Raw genomic sequence first — 22,425 nt, 5'->3', positions numbered from 1 at the left:
TCGTCGGCCATGCGGACGCGCCCGCGAAGGCATCGGGCCCAGTTCACCGGGCGCTGCCGCCCGGGCCAGGAACCGGAGGTCGGCGGTCGGGACCAACGTCACTGCCGATAGCCCGGTCCGCGCGGACGTATGGACGGTCCGCGCGGGACGCCCGCTCCGTCGCCGGAACACCGGTCCCGGCGACGGAGGCCCGGACGCAGTTCTCATAGGCCTACGTAGGGTGGCATAAGGTCGTCGGTCTCCCACGTGACCTTGCTGTCAAGGGAGATCACGCCCTCGATCCGGTTGATCAACCGGGTGAGTGCGTGCGTCGTGCTTCGGTGGTTAACCGTGCCGGTCAGGGTGACGGCTCCGTCCTCGACCGCGGCGGTGATGTCGGTGCCTTTGACCGTGCCGGCGAGGAAGCCGATCTCCTCTTGGACGGCGGCGGCGATGGCGTCGTCGTTCTGAAGGAAAACCCGCAGTAAGTCGCGTCGGCCGACCATGCCCACCGGCCTGTCGTTGACGTCGACGACAGGCAGCCGTTTGACGCCGCGGCGCTCCATCAGCCGGGCGGCCTCCACGACCGAGGTGTGGGGGGTGGTGGTGATCGCCGGGCTGGTCATGAGCTGGGCAGCGGTGGTGGCAATGGCCTTCTCGTCGGAGCGTTCGACCAGCATGCCAGCGCCGGTGAGCTTGGCACGCAGGCGTGCGCGTAGGGGCGGCCAGTAGTTGCCGTCGCGGTCGGTGTCCTTGAACTCCTCTTTGTGCAGGAGGTCCTCCTCGGAGACCACACCCGTGACGCGGCCCGTTCCGTCGAGGACCGGCAGGGCGCTGACCCGCTGCTCCAGCAGACCGTGCACGATCTCCTTGTAGCCGGTGTCCTCGGTGACCGAGGCGACCTCGTCCCTCATGACGTCGGCGACCGTTGTTCGCATCGCTTCCTCCTTGTCTGTGCCCGTCTTGTGCGAGTGTTTCGGCGTGCCCCGGCGATAGGGGGTCGCAGTCCTAGACCGCGTCGGCTGCTCTCGTCTGCTGGTCGGCGCGGTCGTGCTGCGCGGAGGCGGACGGCCCGGAGAACTCGATGGTGCGGATTCCGGGGATCTCCTGTGCCAGCTCCGCGATGGTGCGGCGTGCGGGCGGCGCCGCGGGGCCGGTGATCTCGACGGTCCCGTCGTGGACTGTCACCTCCAGGCCCCGGGCCTCGGGCACGCGCCGGCCGATAGCGGTGTGGACGTCGGCGCGGATGTCAGCGTCGGGGCGCAGCACCAGGCGCATGACGTCGCGGCCGCGCACGAGGCCGACCACAGTCCCTGAGCGCAGCACCGGAACGCACCGGATCCGGGTCTCGAACATGCGCCGACTCAGTTCGCAGGCGTCCCCGTCCTCGGAGGCGGTTACCACGGCACGGGTCATCGCCGCGCCGACGTTGTGGACGGCGGGCGCGGGCGCTTCGCTCAGTCCCCGGGCGAAGGCGTCCTCGTCGGTGTCGAAGTGGTCGGCGAGCAGGTCGCCTTCGGTGAGGACGCCCGCCAGCGCGCCGTCCGACCTGACGACGGGGGCGCTGTCGCAGCGTTTCTCGGCCAGCAGCCGTGCCGCCTCGCGCGTCGAGGTGTCGGGGGTCAGCAGCACTTCGGGCGCCGACATCATCTCGTGTACCAGCACTGTTCTTGCTCCTTCGGTCGTGGCCGCGGCGGGTGGTCCGTCGCTTCGGCGTCCGCCTCACTCGCCGGGGCCGCGACGGCGCCCGCGCGGGACGCGAGTCGCTCCACGGCGGCGGAGAGTTCGGCGAGGGCGGTCTCCAAGCGCTGGACGCGGACTTCGAGGGCCGCCGCCTGCGACGGTGGGTGGTCTTCGCCGATCTCTTCGTCCAGCACGTCGCCGATGACGGCGGCGCCGTCATCGTGGAAGGCGCGCACGGTCGCGGCTCCGATGCCCCGGGCGCCGCCCGTGACCAGTACCGCGGGTGTGTGCGAAGTCGTCATGACCTGCGTCCTTTCGTTCCGTTGCCTGATTCCAGACTCCGCCGTGTGCCATCCGCCTGACAGTGGCCGCGGACCCGCAGCGGGCGGACCTTCGTACCGGGGCGGGGAGACCTAGGGCCGACCGCGATGGCTCGGATGACTCGGACCGGGGTCGAGAGGCGAAACGACGGATGGGTCCTCCCTCGCTCGGGCGCGGCCCCGTCCCGCAGGGCGCAGGTGCGGCTCAGCGCTCCTCCGCGCGCAGCACCGCCACCGGGACCGGGCTGTGGCTCAGCACCGCCTGGCTCACCGAGCCCAGCAGCATTCCCGCGAATCCGCCGCGCCCGCGGGTGCCCACCACAAGCAGGTCGGCGTCCTCGGCCGCGTCGGCCAGTACGCGGGCCGGATGCCCGGCCGTCACGGCCTCCTCCACTGCGACCTGCGGAAAGTGCTCGCGCTGGCCGACCAGCGACTCCGAGAGTCGGCGGCGGGCCTCCTCTGTGGCGGCCGCGGCCTCGGCGGAGTCGAAACCGTAGTGGACCGGAGCCTCGAATGAGCCCAGCCGCCCGCTGGAAAACGAACCGTGGGCGGCGACTGCGCGTAGGACCGCGCCGCGTTCGGCGGCTGCGGCGAAGGCCCAGGCCGCCGCTGCGGCCGCCGAAGCCGACCCGTCCACGCCGACGACGATCCTTTTCGCCGCGGGTTTGGGGTCGCGGTCGGGAACCACCACGACGGGGCAGCGCGCGGTGGCGGCCAACTCCATCCCGGTCGAGCCCAGCAGTACCGCGTTGATGCGGCTGCGGCCGCGTGAACCGATGACGGCCAGTTCGGCCTCGGCCGCCTCCAGCAGCAGGATCGGTGCGGCGTCGCCCACCGCGAAGTCCACCTCCACCGGCAGGTGCGGCGCCCGCTCGCGGGCTCGGTCCCGGGCGTGCTCGACGACGCGGCGGGCGAACTCATCGAGCGAGAGGTCCGGTATGCCCGCAGGCACCGTGTGGTAATTCGGCCAGTCGAAGGCGTAGACGGCGCGCAACCGCCGGTGGCGCAGCAACGCCTCGTCCACCGCCCAGTCCAGGGCGCGCAGACTTCCCCCGGTCCCGTCGACCGCCGCCAGAACCGGCGCGTCCGCTCTCCCGCTCATCACAGCCTCCCGCCCTCGCCTGAGTCCTCAGTGCCGACGCTAGGCAGGCGGCGCCGTTGAAAGCAGCGGCCAAGGGCAACGGCGCGCGGGACCTTGTACCCGGAAGGAGGCGGACCTTCGGGTCACCGGACGCGGATCGTCATTCGGAGCCGCGGCGGCGCGGCTCCCGCGACTTCAGTTGGGCGGCGTAGGCGGCCGCCTGCGTGCGGCGCTGCATCTCCAGCTTCGACAACACGCTGGAGACGTAGTTCTTCACGGTCTTTTCGGCCAGAAAGATGTGCTCGCCGATCTGGCGGTTGGTCAGCCCCTCGCCGATCAGTTCGAAGATGCGCCGCTCCTGGTCCGACAGCGCGGCCAGCGGGTCCTTGCGATCGGCGTCTTCGCGGATACGGCGCATCATCCGGGCCGTACTGCGGGGATCGAGCAGGGACTCTCCTGCGGCGACGGTGCGGATCGCGCCGACCAGGTCCGATCCGTGGATCTGCTTGAGGACATACCCCGAGGCCCCGGCCATCACCGAGTCGTAGAGCGCGTCGTCGTCGGCGTAGGAGGTGAGCATGAGGCAGGACAGATCGGGCAGGCCGGAGCGCACCTCGCGGCAGACCTCGACACCGCTGCCGTCGGGCAGGCGCACGTCGAGCAGCGCCACGTCGGGCTGGGCCGCGGGAATGCGCGCGGTCGCTTCGGCGGCGCTCGCGGCCTCGCCCACCACCTCGATGTCGGCCTCGTCGCTGAGCAGCGCGCCGACGCCGCGCCGCACGACGTCGTGGTCGTCGACCAGGAACACGCGGATGGGGCCGTCGTTCTCGGCCATGGCAGGTCACCTCGCTCGGCTGCGGCACCGCCGCCAGGACACCGCGCGGCCTGGGATTCGCCGCACCGGTGACCGCATCAGTGTTGCATGTCCCGAGTGCCTGTACCCGTTCAGCCGGGTGCGGGCACCTCCGCGGTGGGGCGTCCGCGAACTCCGCGATGCGCCGACCATCAGCTCCCACCAGGCAAAGCGCAGGAATCGGGTCGGTGCGCAGATGACACAGGTCTGTGAAAGCGGGGACGGAAGTCCCGAGCCCACGGACACTACGGCCCCGCTCGGGCGTTCGCGGGCCGGCAACCTCATCCGGGATGCCGCGCAGCCGCTCCCACCCGGCGCGCCGCCGCCTCCCACACCGGGGCCGCGGGCACCTCGGCGGTCACCCAGGAGGCGTTGTTCCGCCAGGCCGGCGTCATCGCCACCGACATCCTCGGTGACCTGATCAGCGTGGCCGCGCTGGTTGCCCACCGGCTCATCCCGGACGGCCCCGACGTGGCCGTCGTCTCCAACGCCGGCGGGGCCGGCTGGAGGAGCGCTGGCAACGGAGCCTGCACACCCTGAAGGAAACCGAGCGGGAGTGGGCCGTGGAGAAGGTCCCACGGCTCGGTGAGTACTACCGTGCACCGGGTGCGAAGAGGGCTTCGTGACCGTCCCGGAGCAAGATCGTCTCCAGATTCGCTCCACGACCGGAGCCCGCGATAACTGAAAAGGACCGATGAACGGCCTCTGACCTGCGATGTTTCTTGTGGGCGATACTGGATTCGAACCAGTGACCTCTACCGTGTCAAGGTAGCGCTCTAACCAGCTGAGCTAACCGCCCGATGCCCGCACCCGGGGGTGCGAGTGGTGAGGCGGAGACGGGAATCGAACCCGTGTACAGGGATTTGCAGTCCCTTGCCTAAGCCACTCGGCCACTCCGCCGCGAGCCGTGACCGAGGCGCTTGAGTGTCCCCTAACGGCTACTCCGAGCGGACGACGGGATTCGAACCCGCGACCCTCACCTTGGCAAGGTGATGCTCTACCACTGAGCCACGTCCGCCTTTTCCGCGGGGAGGCCCCGCGGCTACTGCGCGTGCAGTGCACGCCGAGCGGACGACGGGATTCGAACCCGCGACCCTCACCTTGGCAAGGTGATGCTCTACCACTGAGCCACGTCCGCGCGGAGGTAGGTGTCCCGTTCGGGGCGGGGCGCCTCCTTCGCTGTTGTTGAACTCTATCGGATATCCGGCGCGAGCACGAAATCGAATGCGCAGGCGGTGCGGCTGCGCGGCGCCGGCCGGGGGAGGGGTTGGCGCGGGCGCGCTTCAGCGTTCGACGTGGGCGGGGGAGGTGGGCATGTCGGGGCGGGGAGGGGCGGAGAGGTATTGGCCGACGCGCTGGATGACCTTGTTCATCTCGTAAGCGACCAGGCCGACGTCGCACTCGGTGTCGGAGAGCAACGCCATGCAGGCGCCCTCTCCGGCGGCGGCGACGAACAGGAAGGCGTCGTCCATCTCGATGATGCTCTGCCGGATGCCGCCCGCGCTGAACTGCTTGCTGGCCCCTGCGGCCAGGCTGTGCAGCCCGGAGGCGATCGCCGAGAGGTGTTCGGCGGTGGAGCGGTCCAGTTGGCTGGAGGAGGCCATCAGCAGACCGTCGGTGGACAGCACGATGGCGTGCCGGGTGCCCTGCGCGCGAGTGAGGAGGTCGTCGAGCAGCCAGCTCAACTCGCCTGCGGCGGTGCTCTGTGAGGTCATAGTTCTCTTGATCCGTCGTCGTCTCGGTCGGACCGCATCGACCCCCGGAGCAGGGGCGAGCAGGCGTCCGCGGAACCCCCGGGGCTGAGGGTCCTCGTAAGCGTTGCCCAGATGATAGCCATTCGTAACCCACAAAGGTGGTTTGCTGCGGCGTGTCGGACGGATGGCAACTTGGTGCGAAAGGACGGGGGCGGGTGTGATTCGCTACGTTACCCGCGGTGCCCGGCACGTATAGGTCTACGGCCAAAGTTGGTCACAGGCCTTGCGCAGCCGGGCTTTCAGGGCTTCCGGCTCCGGCGCGGCCGACGCGGCAAGCCCGCGCCCGGGCGGTGGAAGTGGCAGGATCTACCCCACGCGGACCGGTGCTGCGCGCGGATGCGCGGCCGGGCCGGCGGTATGCTCCGCCGGACCGCCGGTGCGTGCCGCCGCCATCAGCCGCGGCGACAGGCGCGAAGGAGGAGTCGAGCATGCGGGTATGGATCGCCGGAGCGGGATTCGGCCGCGGTCGGGTCGTCGACGAGAGCGACGCCCTGGTACCGGCCCTGGACCACGGCATCACCGTGGGGGACGGCGTCTTCGAGACGGTCAAGGGGGTGGCCGGCCAGCCGTTCGCGCTGAATCGGCATTTGAACCGGCTGGCCCGTTCCGCCGCCGGGCTCGGGTTGCCCGAACCCGACCTCGACCTCATAGCCGACGGTGTGCGCCAGGCGCTGGACGCCAATCCCGGCATCGAACTGGCGCGGGTGCGTATCACGGTGACCGCCGGTGCCGGACCGCTGGGATCGGAGCGCACTCCCGGCGAGCCGACCTGCTTGGTGGCGGTCGGCCCGCTCAGCCCTCCTGCTGAGTCCGCCGATGTGGCGGTGGTGCCCTGGACTCGCAACGAGAACGGTGCGCTGACCGGGTTGAAGACGACCTCCTACGCGGAGAACGTGCTCGCGTTGGCCCACGCGCGCCGGCGCGGGGCAGGCGAGGCGGTCTTCGCCAACACGGCGGGCAACCTGTGCGAGGGCACCGGGACCAACGTCTTCGTGGTCTTGGACGGAGCGTTGCTCACCCCGCCCCTGTCGGCGGGCCCTCTGGCGGGTATCACCCGCGAACTGGTCCTGGAGTGGGCCGGGGGCACCGAGACCGATATCGCGATGCCGGATCTCGATCGGATCTCGGAGGCGTTTCTGACGTCCTCAGGCCGCGATGTGCAGCCCATCAGGGCCATCGACGGCCGGGAGTTGCCTGCGGCGCCCGGGCCGGTCACGAGCAAGACTGTGAATGTGTTCTTCGAGCGTGCGGCCTCTGACATCGATCCGTGAGCACCCGGTGCCGGGCGCCGGATACGCGGTGCGTTGCACACCTTCCGCGCCGCCTCCGCCGTCCGGAATCGGGCTGCCGGTGCGGGTCGCCGGAGAAGGCCCCGTTTGCCGGTTTGCGGTCGCGGGTATCACGTTGCCGTTAGCTGCGGGCGGCCGTGCCATCGGCCGCAGCGCAAGCGGGCCGGTGCCGGCCCTGCGCGGGCGTATTGCGGGCGCGCCGGCCCTGCGCGGTTCCGCCTAGGACTGCAAGTGGCGCTCGATCTCGGCGTCGAGGTCGACGTAGTCGCCCTCTTGGCCGGCCGGCACGATCTCGTAGGTGCGGTGCAGGAACTCCGCCAGCGGAGACACCTGGGCGTCGAACTGCGCCTGCCCGAACGGCGAGGACAGTGCGATGTTGACGGTGCTCTCGCTGTCGCCCTGCTCGGGCCACACCCGCACGTCGCCGTCGCCCGCCGGGCGCACGATGCCCACGGTGAGCAGTTCGCGCGCGAAGATCCACTCGACGGGTTCGTCCTCGCCGGTGTGGAAGGCGACCTTGATCGCGTACGGGTCGTCGGAGGTGTAGTCGAGCCGAGCGACCAGGGGGACCGCGGTGCGGTCGGGGACCACGAGCCGCAGGCCCAGCTCGGCGGTGGCAGTGGTGCCGCTACTGTTCATGTTCGCCAAACCTTTTTCTCGTCCGGCCCCGCGTTGAGCGCGGGTTACGTTGCCGTCTCGACCGCTCCAACGCGGCCGGACCGGGTCTATGACGCTCAACCGGCAGACTTTTCCTCCGGTTGGGTGACTTGGAGTTCGGTTGACGGTCCATGTGCCGTCACCAGATCCTCCGTCACTGTAATGAGCTGCAGAAACCAGGAATTTCCCGATGATCTGTGCTGGACGTCACGCGATTGGGCGGAGTCGGGCGGTGCCCGAGCAGCATGCTCGGCCATATGCCCGTGTCTGTCGGGCTTCTGCGACTTTGCTCCTGATTGAACGCCGCCTTGGCTCCGCTTGATGAGACGTCGGTCACAGTCTTATCGGCCTCCTGGGTAGGACTGCACCATGCACCCCGTCGGATGCGCTAGAGTCTTCAGTGTTCGCCCCGCACAGCGGGGAGCTCCACAGGGCGATTAGCTCAGTTGGCTAGAGCGCGTCGTTCACACCGACGAGGTCACTGGTTCGAGTCCAGTATCGCCCACACCATATAGAGACCGGCTCCGTGTACACGGGGTCGGTCTTTTTTTGTTGTGGCGCGCCCATGGCCGCTGTGCGTCCTGCCGCAGCCGGCCCGTGTTCGCCGCCCGATACGCAGTCCCAGCGCACTCCCGGATCCATGCCTGCGCGCGCCGCTGGAGAGCCCCGGGCCGCAGCGCGCCCGGCGTGGCCGACGCCATAATCCAGCGGCCGACCCACTACGCCCGATTAACGACTGTTCGAATCCCGGGGCGCCGCCGCGTCTTCCACATCCGCCACCGCCTGCCGCGCCGGCGGATCACCACACCGAGCGGGTCCTCTTGCGCCCCAGGCGGCGCCGCCTCGCCCGGTCCAGCGCCTGCTCCTTGGCCCGGTGGGCCCAGGCGCGGGCATAGCGCAGCACTCCGCGGGCCCAGGCGAACTCCGTGGCCAGGATGGCCAGACCGAGGATGATGCCCGCGGCGCCGGGGCCCGGCGTAATACACATGATCACGCCGAAGAGCAGAATGATCAGGCCCGCCGCGGCGACCGCGGTCCGCCAAGTCCAACTCAGCACGGGATGGGAGTGCATGCGCATCCGCCAGATGCGCAACCGAACGCGGAACCGCCGCCACCGCCGCGAAGGGCGGCGAATGCGGCTCGTGGGGGATGCCGCCGGGTCCGGGTGGCCAGTGCCGCTCTTAGGGCTCGGAGACATGCGCTAACAATATCGGGCGTATCAAGCCGGGTTAACGGCCCTGGCCGTACCAATTCCAAGTCTGCAGTGAGGCGATTGGGTGCGCCCGGCGGCGCGCTGTGCGGTGCAGTGCGGAACTCAGCCCGCGCCGAGGCCGGCACCGACCGGACACGGTCCCTGTTCGGCGGGATCGCCGCCGAAACCCCCGTCGGCGTTGGCGGCCTCGGCTGCGGCCGCCGCCCGTATCCACGTGTCGGGGGAGCCGTCGCCGCCGGAGTGCAGCGCGTCCAGGACCTCGCGGGAAGCGGCGTGCAGCCGATCGGTGCGGCGCCGGCGCACCCGCGCGTAACGCTCCAGCGCCGCCCCCGCGGTCAGCGAGGTGGCCTCGCGCAGGCACGCCGACAGCACGACGGCGTCCTCGACGGCTTGATCGGTCGACTGCGCGAACAGGGGGAGGGCCGGATGCGCCGCGGAGCCCGCCAGCGCTATCCGGCCGCTGTGCCACACGGGGACCGGGGCGTGGTTGTGGACGCTCCACATCCCGACCCACTCCGCCGCGGTGACAAGCCCCAACGCAGTAGGACTCCAGCCGCCGAAGGCCGCGGTGAGGTCGCCGATGCGGTCCTGGGCGGTCCAGGAGACCTGTTCGTCCGCGCCGGCGGGCACCGACGCGGTGAAACTGATCCGGTCGCCGCCTGCAACCGGGAAGCAGGACAGGTAGCGGTCGCCGCCGGCCCACACGCGCACCCGCGGCCGACCGCACAGTTCGGGGACGCGGGCGGCCGGAGCCAACCCGCGGTAGACCAGCCGTCGGACGGGACTGTAATGCTCGGTGTTGAGCAGGCTGCGTATCAGCGAGTTGGCGCCGTCGGCGCCGATGGCCACGTCGCCGTGCACCTCGCGTCCGTCGGCGCAGCGCACGGCCACGCCGTCGCTGCTCTCCAGCAGGTCGGTGACATAGCGCCCGGTCTGCACCGTTGCGGAGGGCAGGGCCGCGCGCAGCGCCCGGTGCAGGTCGGACCGCAGCAGGGTGAGCTCGGGAGCGCCGCGGCGCGCGGCGGGGCCGGCTAGGGGCGAGCTCTCCAGCAGGCGGTCGTCGCTCCACCGCAGCACTTCGCGCGAACAGGGGCGGATGCCCGTGCGTTCCAGCGCGTCCCCCACCCCCAGGCGCCGCAGCGGGCCCAGGGCGTTGGCGGTGAGCTGCAGGCCCGCGCCGGCGGGCACGGGGTCGGCGGCCTGCTCCAAGAGGGCGACGCGGGCACCGTCGCGGGTGAGCGCCACCGCCAGCGCCAGGCCGGCGATTCCGGCTCCTACCACTACAACTCGCACGCGGACCCCCGTGCCTGTTCGGTTCCGGCCGCTCGCTCCGGGCTTTGGCGCTCTAGTGGGTATATGCCCATCCGAGCACCTTGCGGTACCCAAAAGATCTTAAACGATCCGACTCGATCCGAACATGGTCGCCTGTGGCCGGAGCACGGTCCGCTCCGGTCCGGCTCGGTCGACTCCGGAACGTCCGTGCCGGCCCGCCGATCGGTGCCGGCGCCGCGGGGCCGTCGCGAACCCGGGTGAGCGGGTCCGGCAGAGCCGATAGCATCGAAGGAGGCGGCACGGCCGATCGGCTGCGCCCCATTCCCGACCCCGCGTGCATTCACCGGTCAATGTGTGAGGAGCCACTGTGTCCGTCGTGCCTGAGCTGCATATCACCCTCGCCGGAACCGAGCGTGCGGTGGCGGCCCAGACCACGGCCGGCCAGGCGCTGGAGGCCGACGGGCGCACCGTGGTCGCCGCCCGTGTCAACGGCGAACTGCGCGACCTCGCACACGAGCTCGCCGATGGCGACTCCGTCGACCCCGTCGCCATCGGTTCCGAGGACGGCCGCGCCATCCTGCGCCACTCCACCGCCCACGTCATGGCCCAGGCGGTCCAGGAGCTGTTCCCCGAGGCCAAGCTCGGCATCGGCCCGCCCATCGACAACGGCTTCTACTACGACTTCGACGTCGCCGAGCCGTTCACCCCCGACGACCTCAAGCGCATCGAGAAACGCATGCAGGAGATCGTCAAGCAGGGGCAGCGCTTCGACCGCCGCCCGGTCACCGACCAGCAGGCCCGCGACGAGCTCTCCACCGAGCCCTTCAAGCTGGAGCTGATCGGACTCAAGGGCGACGTCGGCGATTCCACCGAGGGAGCCGGGGTCGAGGTCGGCGCCGGCGGCCTGACCATGTACGACAACATCCACCCCAAAACCGGCGACCTGTGCTGGAAGGACCTGTGCCGGGGACCGCACCTGCCCTCCACCAAGGCCGTCCCCGCCTTCAAGCTGATGCGGTCGGCCGCCGCCTACTGGCGCGGCAACGAGACCAACCCGCAGCTGCAGCGCATCTACGGCACCGCCTGGGAGACCCGCGACGCGCTCAAGGCCTACCTCGCGTTCCTGGAGGAAGCCGAAAAACGCGACCACCGCAGGCTCGGCGCGGAACTCGACCTGTTCTCGTTCCCCGAAGAGCTCGGCTCGGGCCTGCCGGTGTTCCACCCCAAGGGCGGCGTGGTGCGCAAGGAGATGGAGGAGTACTCCCGCCGCCGCCACGAAGAGGCCGGCTACGAGTTCGTCAACACTCCGCACATCTCCAAGGCCAACCTGTTCGTGACCTCGGGGCACCTGCCGAACTACAGCGAGGGGATGTTCCCCCCAATGGAGTTCGAGGGGCAGGACTATTACCTCAAGGCCATGAACTGCCCCATGCACAACCTGATCTACCGTTCGCGCGGGCGCTCCTACCGCGAACTCCCGCTGCGGCTGTTCGAGTTCGGCACCGTCTACCGCTACGAGAAGTCCGGAGTGGTGCACGGCCTTACCCGCGCCCGCGGTTTCACCCAGGACGACTCGCACATCTACTGCGCCCGCGAACAGGCGCCCGGCGAACTCGACACCCTGCTCACCTTCGTGCTGAACCTGCTGCGCGACTACGGGCTGAGCGACTTCTACCTGGAGCTTTCCACCCGCGGCGAGTCCGAAAAGTTCATCGGCGAGGCCTTCGAGTGGGAGGAAGCCACCGAACTCCTGCGCCAGGCCGCGCAGAAACAGGGCCTGGACCTGGTGATGGATCCCGGCGGCGCGGCCTACTACGGGCCCAAGGTCTCCGTGCAGGCCAAGGACGCCATCGGCCGCACCTGGCAGATGTCCACCCTGCAGGTCGACATCCAGCAGCCCAAACGCTTCGAGTTGGAGTACACCGCCGCCGACGGCTCCCGGCAGCGCCCGATCATGATCCACCGCGCGCTGTTCGGTTCGATCGAGCGGTTCTTCGGGGTACTGCTGGAGCACTATGCCGGTGCATTCCCCGCCTGGCTGGCACCGGTGCAGGCGGTGGGTATCCCCATCGCCGATGAGCACTCCGGCTACCTCCAGGAGTTCGCGGCGCGCCTGCGCGCCGCCGGTATCCGGGTCGAGGTCGACGCCGGCGACGACCGCATGCAGAAGAAGATCCGCAACGCCCAGAAGCAGAAGATCCCGTTCATGCTGCTGGCCGGCGACGACGACGTGCAAAAGGGCGCGGTGTCGTTCCGCTACCGCGACGGCACCCAGAACAACGGGGTGGCGCTGGACGACGCCTTCGCCGAGATCACCGCCGCGGTGCGCGAACGCCGTTAGGCCTCGGGCTGACGCAGTAAGGCTCTCGGGCAGCGGTATCCGGTGGCCCTGGCCGCCGGCCTACTGCGCGGCGCCCAGTTCCCGCTGGGCGCCGCGGCAGGTCTGCAGGATCGCGGCGGCCACCGAGCCCGGATCGTCGGCCATGGGAATGTGCCCGCAGCCGGGCAGGGCCACGCGCCGGGCGTGCGGTATGCGGCGCAGCGCACGCCGCGCGCCGGCGGGCGGCAGCAGGCGGTCGCGGTCGCCCCAGGCGATGGTGACCGGGCACCGGATCGATCCCGCGAAGCTGTAGTCGGCCACGTGCGGGACCATCCGGACGAACGGCGACCCCGGCGAGAGCGCAGCCGCATCGAAGGTGATGTCGGCGGCGGCGGTGGACGCGGGGTCGGCCCGCAGCATCCGCCGTGCCAGCGCACGCGCCGGCGGGGTCGCCGCAACGGCCCGGGTCACAGGGGCGGGCACCCGCGCGGCCCAGCGCGCCCCGGCGGCCAGGGCGCGTGCGCCCGCACTGTGCCGGGCACCGGCGAAGCCGATGGGGGACAGCGCTGTAACCGACGCCGTCGCGCCGCGGGCGGCCATCTCCAAGGCGACCGCACCGCCCAGTGAGTTGCCCACGACGTGGGGGCGGTGCAGTCCCAGGTCTGCGCAGAGCCGCAGCACGGCATCGACCAGGAACGGTACGTCGTAGGTTTCGGCGGTGCCGGGAGCCGGTGACTCGCCGAAACCGGGTAGGTCGGGTGCGAGCACCTGGAAGTGCGGTGCGAGGTCGGCGATCACCGGCCGCCAGGCCCGCCGGTGATGGCCCAAGCCGTGCAGCAGTACCACCGGAGCACCGATGCCCGTGTGGTCGTAGACGATGCGCGACGTCTCCATGAACCCCAGGTGTACCCGATCCGAGCGGGAGATATAGGGCGCAGACTCCGGCAAATTCGGTCGCGCCCGGAATCCGGGACGGCTGTGCAAGCCGGTGCGCAGGAGCAACACTGCCACCAACGGTGCGGGAGTGAGGACCGCCACGCCACCGCCGTGCCGGACGGTCCGTTGCCTGCTGCGGCCGGGCGCAGCAGCGGCCGGGCGCCGCTACCGGAGCCCCACTACCGGCTACCGGCTGCCGGTTACCGGCTCGACGCCCGTTGCTGCCGCCAGCGTTCGATCAGGGCCGGGAACTCGCCGAGCATGAACTCGTAGAAATCGCGCATGTCGACCAGGCGGGACCGGGCGTAGCCGCCCTCGGCGGTGAGTTCGACGCCGTCCCTGGCCAGCTGCATCATCGACTCCACCACCTCGTTCTGCTTGCTGAAGAGCCGGGCCCAGGCGTCGTCGCGCAGGCGGTAGTGGTCGCGGCGGCTGCCGACCGCGGGTACGCGTTCGACCAGGCCCACCGATGTCAGCATCGTGATGGCACCCGAGACCGAGCCGGTGCTGACCTCAAGCTCCTCGGCGAGCTCCCCCTGGGTCAGCGTGGCCTGCTCGGTGAAGATCACGGCGGCCATGACCCGGGCGGCCATCCGCTGCATGCCGTGCTGGGTCAGGGTCAGGGCAAGCTGTTCGGCCGCCTGCCGGCGTTCGCAATCTGTCGACAAATCAGTGCCTCCTCGGAGTCCGCTCTATGCGGCCATAATATCGAACCCTTCGTCTGGTTTGAGTGTTCAGTAATTTCTGATATCAGCCAATAGTCGGGGTGTGTCGGCGGGCCGACCGGGATGGGGCCGGCGGGGGCGCCCCCGCCGGGCCGGTTGCCGGCCCCGCAGTCGGCGCGGACCGTTAAGCGGGCAGCCCCAGCTCGCGGGCGATGAGCATGCGCTGGATCTCCGAGGTGCCCTCGCCGACCTCCAAAATCTTGGCGTCGCGGTAGAACCGGCCCACCGCGGAATCGTTCATGAACCCGTAGCCGCCGAAGATCTGGGTGGCGTCGCGTGCGTTGTCCATGGCCGCGTTGGAGGCCACCAGCTTTGCGATCGCCGCCTGCTTTTTGAAGGGTTCGCCGGCCAGCATGCGGGAGGCGGCGTCGTAGTAGGCGAGCCGGGCGGTGTGCGCCCGGGCTTCCATATCGGCGATCGTGAACTGGATGGCCTGGTAATGCCCGATCGGGTTGCCGAACGTCTCGCGTTCGCCGGCGTAGCGCAGGCTCTCGTCCACACACCCCTGGGCCAGCCCCACCGACAGCGCCGCGATGGCGATGCGGCCCTCGTCGAGGATCCGCAGAAACTGCGCATAGCCCCGGCCGCGCTCGCCGACCAGGTTGGCCTCGGGAACGCGGCAGTCGTCGAAGACGAGCTCGTTGGTGTCCGAGGCGCTCCATCCCACCTTGGAGTAGTGCTGACCCACCGACATGCCCGGGGTGCCGGCCGGAACCAGGATCGCCGAGATCTCCGGGCGGCCGTCGGGGCGGTGCCCGGTGACCGCGGTGACGGTGACCAGCGCGGTGATATCGGTGCCGGAATTGGTGATGAAGGCCTTGGTGCCGTTGACCACCCACTCGCCGTTCTCCAACCGGGCGGTGGTGCGGGTGGCGCCGGCATCGGAGCCGCCGCCGGGCTCGGTCAGTCCGAAAGCCCCCAGTGCCTCGCCCGAACACAGCCGCGGCAGCCAGGTGCGCTGCTGCTCGGCGGTGCCGAACCGGTAGATCGGCATCGCCCCGAGCGAAACACCCGCCTCCAGGGTGATCGCCACCGACGAGTCGGCGCGGGCCAGCTCCTCCAGCGCCAGGCACAGCGCGAAGTAGTCGCCGCCCATGCCGCCATGCTCTTCGGGGAACGGCAGGCCGAACAGGCCCATGCGGCCCATCTTGGCGACGATGTCGTAGGGGAACGCGCAGCGCTCGTAGTAGTCGCCGATGACCGGGGCCACCTCTGCGCGGGTGAACTCCTCGACGGTGTGGCGAAGCTGTTCGTGCTCGTCGGACAGTCCGTGGATCATGGCGCGTGCTCCTGGGCAGTGGTGGTCGCCGAATCGGGGTCGCGGTCGGCCGGCGGTGTTTCCGCAGGTGGCGGAGTGATGCGTGCCAGCAGTTCATCCATCGCCACGGGGCGGCCGGGGCGAGCGGGCAGCTCGGCGACGGTGCCGCCGACGGGCGCGGTGACGGTGTGCGCCATCTTCATCGCCTCGACGACGGCGACGGGTGCGCCGGCAGCGACGGGACCGCCTTCGGTGACGGCGACGGACAGCACGGTGCCGGGCATGGGGCTGCGAACGGCGCCGTCGCCGACCGTCTCGGCGCCGCGTGTCGGCGCGAGTACGGGATCGTCCTGGAAGTGCCAGGCGGTGCCGCCGCTGCCGAGCCACAGCCCTTGGGTGTCGGCTGCGCGGGAGAAGCGAAGGGTGCGCGAGCGCAGCGCGACCGTCAGGGTGCGGCCGTCGGGGGCGCGGGCTGCGTCAACGGGTACCGCGGGGCCGCCGTCGATGCTGATCTCGTAGCCGAAGGTGCGGGTGCCGCCGCGGCCGTCGGGGACGAGGGGGGCGTCGGCGCCCGGATGGGCCGCGGCTGCGGTTGCTGCCGCGGCGGGTGCGGGGCGGCGGCGGACGCGGACGACGGCCGAGCGGTGGCGCGCCGAGCGCAGCCGCCACACGGTCCAGGCGGGGCCGCCGATGCGCCAACCGTCGGGGATGTCGAAGCGGTCGGCGGTGCCGGGGTCGGGTTCGATGCCGAGCTGGTGGTCGGCGGCAGCCGCCAGCAGCTCGTCGGGCGGGGCGGCGGTGCCGGGCTCACCGGGATCGGTGGGCTCGCCGGTGCCGGTGGGCGCTTCGGGGGCGGCGGGCGGCTCCGGCGCGGCGTCCGGCTGTTGTCCGCCGGAGAGTTCAGCGGCGAGCTCGGGGGCGAGCCGCTCGGTGAGGTCGGTGCTGAGGGCGCCGGCGCGGACCTCGGGCGTCCGCAGCAGGCTGCGCAGGAACGCGACGTTGGTGCTGCAGCCCAGGAGCGTGTAACCGGCGAGTGCCCAATCCATCCGGTCGAGGGCGGCGGGCCGGTCGGATGCCCAGGTGATGACCTTGGCCAGCATCGGGTCGTAGGCGGAGGTGATGTCGGCGCCCTCGTCCAGGCCGGAGTCGACCCGGACACCCTCGCCCGCGGGTTCGTTGAGGAGCAGCACGCGGCCGCCGGTGGGCAGGAAACCGTGGGCGGGGTCCTCGGCGTAGACGCGGGACTCGACTGCGTGGCCGGTCAGGGTTATGTCGGCTTGGGCGAACGGCAGCGGCTCGCCGCGGGCGACGCGGATCTGCAGTTCGACGAGATCGACGCCGCGCCGCCCGCCGACAGTGGCCACCTGCTCGGTGACGGGGTGCTCCACCTGCAGGCGGGTGTTCATCTCCAGGAAGGAGTAGTCGAGCGCGGCGGCCGTCCACAGGGTGGCGGGTTGGGGTGGCGGGGGGTTGCTGTGATCGGCTTGACTTGAAATAAGGGGTTCCCCCAGAGCCTCCGCCCCGGGCTGCCCGGCCGCCCCGTTGGGCGCGCCTCCCGGCTCTTCCCCTGCCGGCCGCGCCGCCCCGTTGCCTTCCGGGTGCGCCGACACCTCGGCCTCCGCGGCCCTGTTGCTTTCCGGCCGCGCTGCCTCCTCCGCTTCCGCGGTCCCGTCGGGCCGCGCCGCGCTCTCCGCCTCCGCGGCGGCCTGCGGTGGCTCGACGATGAACTCCACGGTGCCCGCCCCGACATAGCCGCACGCCTTGGCCGCCGCCACCGCCGCCTCGCCCATCGCGGCGCGCCGCTCCTCGCTCAGCAGCGGCGACGGCGACTCCTCAACGATCTTCTGGTGGCGGCGCTGCAGGCTGCACTCGCGTTCCCCCAGGTGCACCACGTTGCCGTGCGCATCGGCGAGCACCTGCACCTCGATATGGCGCGGCCGGCTCACCAGCCGTTCCACGAGCAGTGTCCGGTCGCCGAAGGCCGCCTCGGCTTCGCGGCGCGCAGCCGCGGCCGCCGCCGGCAGTTCCGCCGGTTCGCGCACCACGCGCATCCCCTTGCCGCCGCCACCCGCCGATGGTTTGACCAGCAGCGGGTATCCGGTGCGCGCCGCGGCGCGCGCAAGGTCGCCGTCGTCCATGGCCCGGCCGGGTTCTTCGGCGAAGCCCGGCAGCAGCGGTACCCCGGCCGCCGCGACGCGCGCCTTGGCGCGGATCTTGTCGCCCATCGCCTCGATGGCCTCGGGCGGCGGCCCGATGAACACCAGCCCTGCATCGGCGCAGCGCCGCGCGAAGTCGGCGTTCTCGGAAAGGAACCCGTAGCCGGGATGCACCATCGCCGCGCCCGCGGCGACGGCCGCCTGCACGATCGCCGCCGCATTGAGGTAGCTGTCGGCGAGCGGCGCGCCGCCGACACACATTGCGGCGTCTGCTTCGCGCACGTGCCGGGCGCCGGGGTCGGCCGTGCTGTAGACGGCCACCGAGCGCAGCCCCATGCGCCGCAGGGTCCCGATGATGCGCACCGCGATCTCGCCGCGGTTGGCCACCAGGACAGTGCCGCCGCCCGCCGCGCCGCCGCCCGCCGTGCCGGCAACAGCGCCGCCGCCAACGGCCGCGCCCCCGCCCTCTGCACCGCCGGCAGTTCCGGTCGTGCGCCGTTCAATTCCGGACACCGCTGCCCACCTCACATGCGGAAAACGCCGTAGCCCACGGGCTCCAGCGGCGAGTAACGGGCGGCCTCCAGCCCCAGCGCCAGCACGGTACGCGTGTCGGCCGGGTCGATGACGCCGTCGTCCCACAACCGCGCCGTCGAATAGTAGGGGTCGCCCTGGCGTTCGTACTGCTCGCGGATAGGTGCTTTGAACTCCTCTTCCTCTTGCGCCGGCCATTCCCCGCCGCGCCCCTCCACCTGGTCGCGCCGCACCGTGGCCAGTACCGAGGCGGCCTGTTCGCCGCCCATCACCGATATCCGCGCGTTCGGCCACATCCACAGGAACCGCGGGGAATAGGCCCGACCGCACATGCTGTAGTTGCCGGCGCCGAACGACCCGCCGATCACCACGGTGAATTTGGGAACCCGAGCGCAAGCCACCGCCGTGACCATTTTCGCGCCGTGCTTGGCGATCCCGCCTGCCTCGTAGTCGCGCCCGACCATGAATCCGGAAATGTTCTGCAGGAACACCAGCGGCGTGCTGCGCCGGTCGCACAGTTCGATGAAGTGCGCACCCTTGAGCGCCGACTCCCCGAACAGGATCCCGTTGTTGGCGACGATCCCGACCGGGTGGCCGTGGATGCGCGCGAACCCGCAGACCAGGGTGGTGCCGTACTCGGCCTTGAACTCGGTGAACTCGCTGGCGTCCACGACGCGGCCGATGATCTCGCGCACGTCGTAGGGCGTACGGGTGTCGGTGGGCACCACGCCGTGGATCTCGCCGGGATCCAGAGCGGGAGGCCGGGGTTCGGCCCGCTCCCAGGCCGGTGCGGCGCGCGGGCCGAGCGTATCGGCGATCTGGCGGACGACCGACAGCGCGTGCGCGTCGTCGTCGGCAAGGTGGTCGGCGACCCCGGAGACGCGGGCGTGCACCTCGCCGCCGCCGAGTTCCTCAGCCGTGACGACCTCTCCGGTCGCGGCCTTCACCAGCGGCGGCCCGCCCAGGAAGATGGTGCCCTGATCGCGCACGATCACGGCCTCGTCGCTCATCGCCGGAACGTAGGCGCCGCCGGCCGTGCAGGATCCCAGCACCGCCGCGATCTGCGGAATGCCCAGTTGGGACATTGTCGCCTGGTTGTAGAAGATGCGGCCGAAGTGCTCGCGGTCGGGGAACACGTCGTCCTGCATCGGCAGGAACGCGCCCCCGGAATCGGCCAGGTACACGCACGGCAGCCGGTTGTGCAGCGCGACCTCTTGGGCGCGCAGGTGCTTTTTGACGGTCACCGGGTAGTAGCTCCCGCCCTTGACCGTTGCGTCGTTGGCGACCACCACGGTCTCGCGCCCGCACACCCGCCCGATTCCGGTGATGATTCCGGCGGCGGGGGCGTCGTGGCCGTCGGCGCCGTAAAGGCCCCAGCCGGCCAGGGACGACAGCTCCAGGAACGGCGAGCCGGGATCGAGCAGGTGGTTGACGCGATCGCGCGGGAGCAGCTTGCCGCGTTCGGTGTGCCGGGTCCGGGTCTTTTCCGGGCCGCCGAGCGCGGTGGTGGCGATGCGGTCGCGCAGCTGCGCGGCCAGAGCCCGGTTGGCAGCCGCGTTGTCCGCGAACGCGCCGCCCCCGGTATCGATGGCCGAGCTGAGCACCGGTGCCGTTGGCATCTGATCGCCTCCGCGGTTAATGAGCGCTAACATAGGTGATGTTAGTGAGCGTTAACCAACGGTGTCCAGTGCCGCGCGGCAGCGTTCTCGGCCGCCGCGCAGGCCGACGGGAGGGAGGCGCCGATGGTCGGCCGGACCGGAGGCGCCCGGCGCGCCGAGATCCTGCGGGCGGCGGCGGACCTCTTTGCGGCGCGCGGCTTCCACGGGGTCAGCATCGACGACCTCGGCCGCGCGGTGGGCACCAGCGGCCCCGCGCTCTACCGGCACTTCCCCGGCAAGGAGGCGCTGCTGGCCGCCATGCTGCTGGATGTCAGCGAGCGGTTGGCCGCCGACGGCCGCGAGTGCGCGGCGGAGCACGCCCGCGAGCCCCGCGCGGCGCTGGAGGCGCTGCTGCGCGGCCACATCGGCTTCGCGCTCACCGAGCCGGCGCTGATCACGGTGCACGACCGCGAGCTGGGCAATGTCCCCGATCCCCACCACCGCAGTATCCGGCGGCTGCAGCGCGGTTACGTCGAGCAGTGGGTGAGCGTGCTCGCCCACCTGCGCCCCGAAGCCGATCCGCCCACCCTGCGCGCTGCCGTGCACGCGGCCTTCGGCCTGCTCAACTCCACGCCGCACAGCGCCCAGGAGCTGGATTGCGCGGCAATGGCCGAACTGCTGCTGTCCATGGGCCGGGCCGCCCTGCTGGCCGGGCCCTGACACCCGCGCGGCCCCGGCGCCACCGCCACCACCGCCGTCGCAGTACCGCAGTACCGCAGTACCGCAGCACGGCGGCCGACGGGCCTGCAGCCGAAAGCCCGCTCCACCCCGCTCCCACCCGGATCCGGCCACGCTCCCGGTGTGTCGCGGCCCGGCGCCGCGCGCACCCGCGCCTACGTTTGACCGGAAAGCGCTCGGGCAGCGCGTGCACCAGACCGACTCTTGCGCCCCGCCGGAGCAAGCGGCACGGCAGGGCCGGGTGGACCCGTACGGCAGGGCGGCCATAGGCGGCCAAAGGGGGAGTGGATCGACGATGGCACGGCCTCGCATTGTGGTGATCGGCGCAGGGTTCGCCGGGCTGCACGCACTCAAGCGGCTCGAACGGCGCATCCCCAAGACCGCCGCCGACATCGTCCTGGTCGCACCCAACGACTACATGCTCTACAGCCCGCTGCTGCCGCAGGTGGCTTCCGGGCTGCTCACCCCCCAGTCGGTGGCGGTGTCGGTGCACCGGTCGCTGCACCGGACCCGCATGGTCCCGGGCTCGGCCATCGGTGTCGACACCGACGCCAAAGCCGTCCTCATCCGCAAAATCTCCGACGAGCTCGCCGTCGAGCGCTACGACCGGCTCATCCTCGCACCGGGCAGCTTCACCCGCGTCTTCGACATCCCCGGCCTGACCGAGCACGCTTTCGGCAACAAGAACCTGGCCGAGGCCACCGTGCTGCGCGACCACGTGCTGGCCCAACTGGAGCTGGCCAACGCAACCACCGACCCGGTCGAGCGCGAGGAACGCTGCCGCTTCGTGGTCGTCGGCGGCGGCTACACCGGGGTGGAGACCGCGGCCTCGCTGCGCCGGCTCACCGAGGAGGCCGCCCGGATCTACCCGTCGCTGCGCTCGGCCATCAGCTGGCACCTGGTCGACATCGCGCCGCGGCTGCTGCCCGAACTGGGCACCAAGCTGGGCGAAGAGGCGCTGGACCTGCTGCGGTCCATGGGGGTTGAGGTCAAGCTGGAGGTCACGGTCAAGGAGGTGACCGAGCACAAGGTCGCGCTGACCGACGGCCGGGTGCTGCCGTGCCGCACCCTCATCTGGACGGCCGGGACCTCGCCGAGTCCGCTGGTGAACTCGCTGGGTGCCGAGACCGACCGCGGCAAGCTGGTGGTGGGCGCCGACCTCGCAGTGGCCGACCGGCCCGACGTGTTCGCGGTGGGCGACGCCGCCGCAGTGCCCGACCTCAGCAAGGAGGAAACGGGTGCGATGTGCCCGCCCACCGCCCAGTACGCCGAGCGCCAGGGAGTGGTGGCCGCCGACAACGCGATCGCCTCACTGACCAACCGGCCCCTGCGCACCTTCCTGCACAAGGACCTGGGGCTGGTGGTCGACCTCAGCGGGCGCGATGCCGTTGCGCGGCCGATGGGCTACGACCTCTCCGGGATACCGGCGTTCGCGGTCACCCGCGGCTACCACCTGTGGTCGCTGCCGTCCAACACGGCACGTACGCGAGTGGCGGCCAACTGGATGATCCGCGCACTGACCGGGGGCGACGTGTCGCGGCTGGGTTTCCACCGCGGCAAGCCCTCGACCTTCGTGGATCTGGAAGCCGCCCACTACCTCGCGCCCGAGGACGCCCGCCGCGAGAGCGCGCGGCTGCTGGACACCGCCGCGGTCAAGGGCGAAAGCGGCGGCTGAGCCACCGGATGCGGGGCGGGCCGCCGGATGCCGAACCGGCGGCGCCGCCCTGCGGCACCGGGGCGGACCCGCACACCTGAGCCGCCGCGCCCGCGGGCGGGCCGGCGCGGGCGGCGGGTGGCCGGGCGTGAGGGGGAGTCAGCGGACGATCTCGTAGCCGGCCTCGTCGACCGCGGTGTCGAGCTGCTCGCCGGTGAGCTCGCTCTCGCTGCGGATGTCGACCCGGCCGCTGTCCAGGTCGACGTCGACACCGGTGACGCCGGGCAGCGCCGAGATCTCCCCGCGGACCGCGGAGACGCAGTGTTCGCAGGTCATGCCCTTGACGGTGATGGTGGTGGCGGTGCTACTAGCGGCCATGGAAGGCCCCTTTCCGAACGGACTTGGTAC

The 22,425-nt window shown here is 71.2% G+C and carries 19 protein-coding genes, 5 tRNA genes and 1 pseudogene; 6 read left to right on the top strand and 19 right to left on the bottom strand.

Going from position 1 to position 22,425, the window contains the following annotated elements; translation table 11 throughout:
- Window positions 1–203: 203 nt before the first annotated feature.
- From ACYVD5_RS10055 to ACYVD5_RS10035, 5 genes are all read right to left on the bottom strand, one after another.
- Window positions 204–917, bottom strand: a complete 714-nt coding sequence (locus ACYVD5_RS10055; protein WP_461000676.1) for a CBS domain-containing protein — start codon at window positions 915–917, stop codon at window positions 204–206.
- Window positions 918–987: 70 nt separating this feature from the next.
- A complete protein-coding gene (locus ACYVD5_RS10050) occupies window positions 988–1,644 on the bottom strand; it encodes a CBS domain-containing protein (protein ID WP_461000675.1) in 657 nt (218 codons plus the stop codon).
- Window positions 1,626–1,964, bottom strand: coding sequence for a hypothetical protein (locus ACYVD5_RS10045; protein ID WP_461000674.1), 339 nt, complete (start codon window positions 1,962–1,964; stop codon window positions 1,626–1,628). The genes ACYVD5_RS10050 and ACYVD5_RS10045 overlap by 19 nt, the downstream gene beginning before the upstream one ends.
- A gap of 223 nt (window positions 1,965–2,187) precedes the next feature.
- Window positions 2,188–3,084, bottom strand: a complete 897-nt coding sequence (locus ACYVD5_RS10040; RefSeq protein WP_461000673.1) for a universal stress protein — start codon at window positions 3,082–3,084, stop codon at window positions 2,188–2,190.
- Window positions 3,085–3,223: 139 nt separating this feature from the next.
- The gene (locus tag ACYVD5_RS10035) at window positions 3,224–3,898 is read right to left on the bottom strand and encodes a response regulator (RefSeq protein ID WP_461000672.1); all 675 of its coding nucleotides are present in this window, start codon (window positions 3,896–3,898) and stop codon (window positions 3,224–3,226) included.
- Window positions 3,899–4,237: 339 nt separating this feature from the next.
- Between ACYVD5_RS10035 and ACYVD5_RS10030 the strand changes: the two are divergent.
- Window positions 4,238–4,456: pseudogene (locus tag ACYVD5_RS10030) on the top strand (hypothetical protein); the annotation flags it as partial.
- 185 nt (window positions 4,457–4,641) lie between these two features.
- On the opposite strand, the gene ACYVD5_RS10025 reads toward ACYVD5_RS10030, so the two are convergent.
- From ACYVD5_RS10025 to ACYVD5_RS10005, 5 genes are all read right to left on the bottom strand, one after another.
- A tRNA-Val gene (locus ACYVD5_RS10025) sits at window positions 4,642–4,715 on the bottom strand.
- A 29-nt stretch (window positions 4,716–4,744) separates the two neighbouring features.
- Window positions 4,745–4,816: transfer RNA gene (locus tag ACYVD5_RS10020), tRNA-Cys, on the bottom strand.
- Window positions 4,817–4,862: 46 nt separating this feature from the next.
- A tRNA-Gly gene (locus tag ACYVD5_RS10015) sits at window positions 4,863–4,934 on the bottom strand.
- 48 nt (window positions 4,935–4,982) lie between these two features.
- Window positions 4,983–5,054: transfer RNA gene (locus ACYVD5_RS10010), tRNA-Gly, on the bottom strand.
- 145 nt (window positions 5,055–5,199) lie between these two features.
- Window positions 5,200–5,631 (bottom strand): roadblock/LC7 domain-containing protein, encoded by a 432-nt coding sequence (locus ACYVD5_RS10005; RefSeq protein ID WP_461000671.1) that lies wholly within the window; start codon window positions 5,629–5,631, stop codon window positions 5,200–5,202.
- A 467-nt stretch (window positions 5,632–6,098) separates the two neighbouring features.
- Between ACYVD5_RS10005 and ACYVD5_RS10000 the strand changes: the two genes are divergently transcribed.
- A complete protein-coding gene (locus ACYVD5_RS10000; RefSeq protein WP_461000670.1) occupies window positions 6,099–6,941 on the top strand; it encodes an aminotransferase class IV in 843 nt (280 codons plus the stop codon).
- Between the two features lie 237 nt (window positions 6,942–7,178).
- Here ACYVD5_RS10000 and ACYVD5_RS09995 read toward each other — a convergent pair whose 3' ends face one another.
- Window positions 7,179–7,598: an SsgA family sporulation/cell division regulator gene (locus tag ACYVD5_RS09995; RefSeq protein ID WP_461000669.1), complete on the bottom strand. Its 420-nt coding sequence runs from the start codon at window positions 7,596–7,598 to the stop codon at window positions 7,179–7,181.
- 449 nt (window positions 7,599–8,047) lie between these two features.
- Between ACYVD5_RS09995 and ACYVD5_RS09990 the strand changes: the two genes are divergently transcribed.
- Window positions 8,048–8,121, top strand: a tRNA-Val gene (locus ACYVD5_RS09990).
- Window positions 8,122–8,415: 294 nt separating this feature from the next.
- On the opposite strand, the gene ACYVD5_RS09985 is transcribed toward ACYVD5_RS09990, so the two are convergent.
- Together ACYVD5_RS09985 and ACYVD5_RS09980 are read right to left on the bottom strand one after the other, a co-directional pair.
- The gene (locus tag ACYVD5_RS09985) at window positions 8,416–8,673 is read right to left on the bottom strand and encodes a PGPGW domain-containing protein (RefSeq protein ID WP_461000668.1); all 258 of its coding nucleotides are present in this window, start codon (window positions 8,671–8,673) and stop codon (window positions 8,416–8,418) included.
- 258 nt (window positions 8,674–8,931) lie between these two features.
- Window positions 8,932–10,122, bottom strand: coding sequence for an FAD-dependent monooxygenase (locus ACYVD5_RS09980; RefSeq protein ID WP_461000667.1), 1,191 nt, complete (start codon window positions 10,120–10,122; stop codon window positions 8,932–8,934).
- Between the two features lie 346 nt (window positions 10,123–10,468).
- On the opposite strand from ACYVD5_RS09980, the gene thrS reads away from it, so the two are divergent.
- A complete protein-coding gene (thrS, locus tag ACYVD5_RS09975; RefSeq protein ID WP_461000666.1) occupies window positions 10,469–12,442 on the top strand; it encodes a threonine--tRNA ligase in 1,974 nt (657 codons plus the stop codon).
- A gap of 60 nt (window positions 12,443–12,502) precedes the next feature.
- On the opposite strand, the gene ACYVD5_RS09970 is transcribed toward thrS, so the two are convergent.
- From ACYVD5_RS09970 to ACYVD5_RS09950, 5 genes are all read right to left on the bottom strand, one after another.
- A complete protein-coding gene (locus ACYVD5_RS09970; RefSeq protein ID WP_461000665.1) occupies window positions 12,503–13,315 on the bottom strand; it encodes an alpha/beta fold hydrolase in 813 nt (270 codons plus the stop codon).
- A 242-nt stretch (window positions 13,316–13,557) separates the two neighbouring features.
- Window positions 13,558–14,025: a GbsR/MarR family transcriptional regulator gene (locus tag ACYVD5_RS09965; protein WP_461000664.1), complete on the bottom strand. Its 468-nt coding sequence runs from the start codon at window positions 14,023–14,025 to the stop codon at window positions 13,558–13,560.
- Between the two features lie 181 nt (window positions 14,026–14,206).
- Window positions 14,207–15,361 (bottom strand): acyl-CoA dehydrogenase family protein, encoded by a 1,155-nt coding sequence (locus ACYVD5_RS09960; RefSeq protein ID WP_461000663.1) that lies wholly within the window; start codon window positions 15,359–15,361, stop codon window positions 14,207–14,209.
- Complete coding sequence (locus tag ACYVD5_RS09955) at window positions 15,358–17,886, bottom strand: acetyl/propionyl/methylcrotonyl-CoA carboxylase subunit alpha (protein WP_461000703.1); 2,529 nt, start codon at window positions 17,884–17,886, stop codon at window positions 15,358–15,360. The genes ACYVD5_RS09960 and ACYVD5_RS09955 overlap by 4 nt, the downstream gene beginning before the upstream one ends.
- A 134-nt stretch (window positions 17,887–18,020) precedes the next feature.
- Window positions 18,021–19,631, bottom strand: coding sequence for a carboxyl transferase domain-containing protein (locus ACYVD5_RS09950; RefSeq protein ID WP_461000702.1), 1,611 nt, complete (start codon window positions 19,629–19,631; stop codon window positions 18,021–18,023).
- A gap of 138 nt (window positions 19,632–19,769) precedes the next feature.
- Here ACYVD5_RS09950 and ACYVD5_RS09945 point away from each other — a divergent pair, with 138 nt between their 5' ends.
- Together ACYVD5_RS09945 and ACYVD5_RS09940 are read left to right on the top strand one after the other, a co-directional pair.
- Window positions 19,770–20,345, top strand: a complete 576-nt coding sequence (locus ACYVD5_RS09945) for an SACE_7040 family transcriptional regulator (RefSeq protein WP_461000662.1) — start codon at window positions 19,770–19,772, stop codon at window positions 20,343–20,345.
- A gap of 313 nt (window positions 20,346–20,658) precedes the next feature.
- Window positions 20,659–22,038: an NAD(P)/FAD-dependent oxidoreductase gene (locus ACYVD5_RS09940; protein WP_461000661.1), complete on the top strand. Its 1,380-nt coding sequence runs from the start codon at window positions 20,659–20,661 to the stop codon at window positions 22,036–22,038.
- A gap of 138 nt (window positions 22,039–22,176) precedes the next feature.
- Here ACYVD5_RS09940 and ACYVD5_RS09935 read toward each other — a convergent pair whose 3' ends face one another.
- A complete protein-coding gene (locus ACYVD5_RS09935; RefSeq protein ID WP_461000660.1) occupies window positions 22,177–22,395 on the bottom strand; it encodes a cation transporter in 219 nt (72 codons plus the stop codon).
- Window positions 22,396–22,425: the final 30 nt, after the last annotated feature.

The sequence above is a fragment of the Streptomonospora sediminis genome (assembly GCF_054778995.1).
The sequence above is the reverse complement of the archived record's forward strand: the minus strand, read 5'-3'. Positions and strand labels throughout refer to the sequence as shown.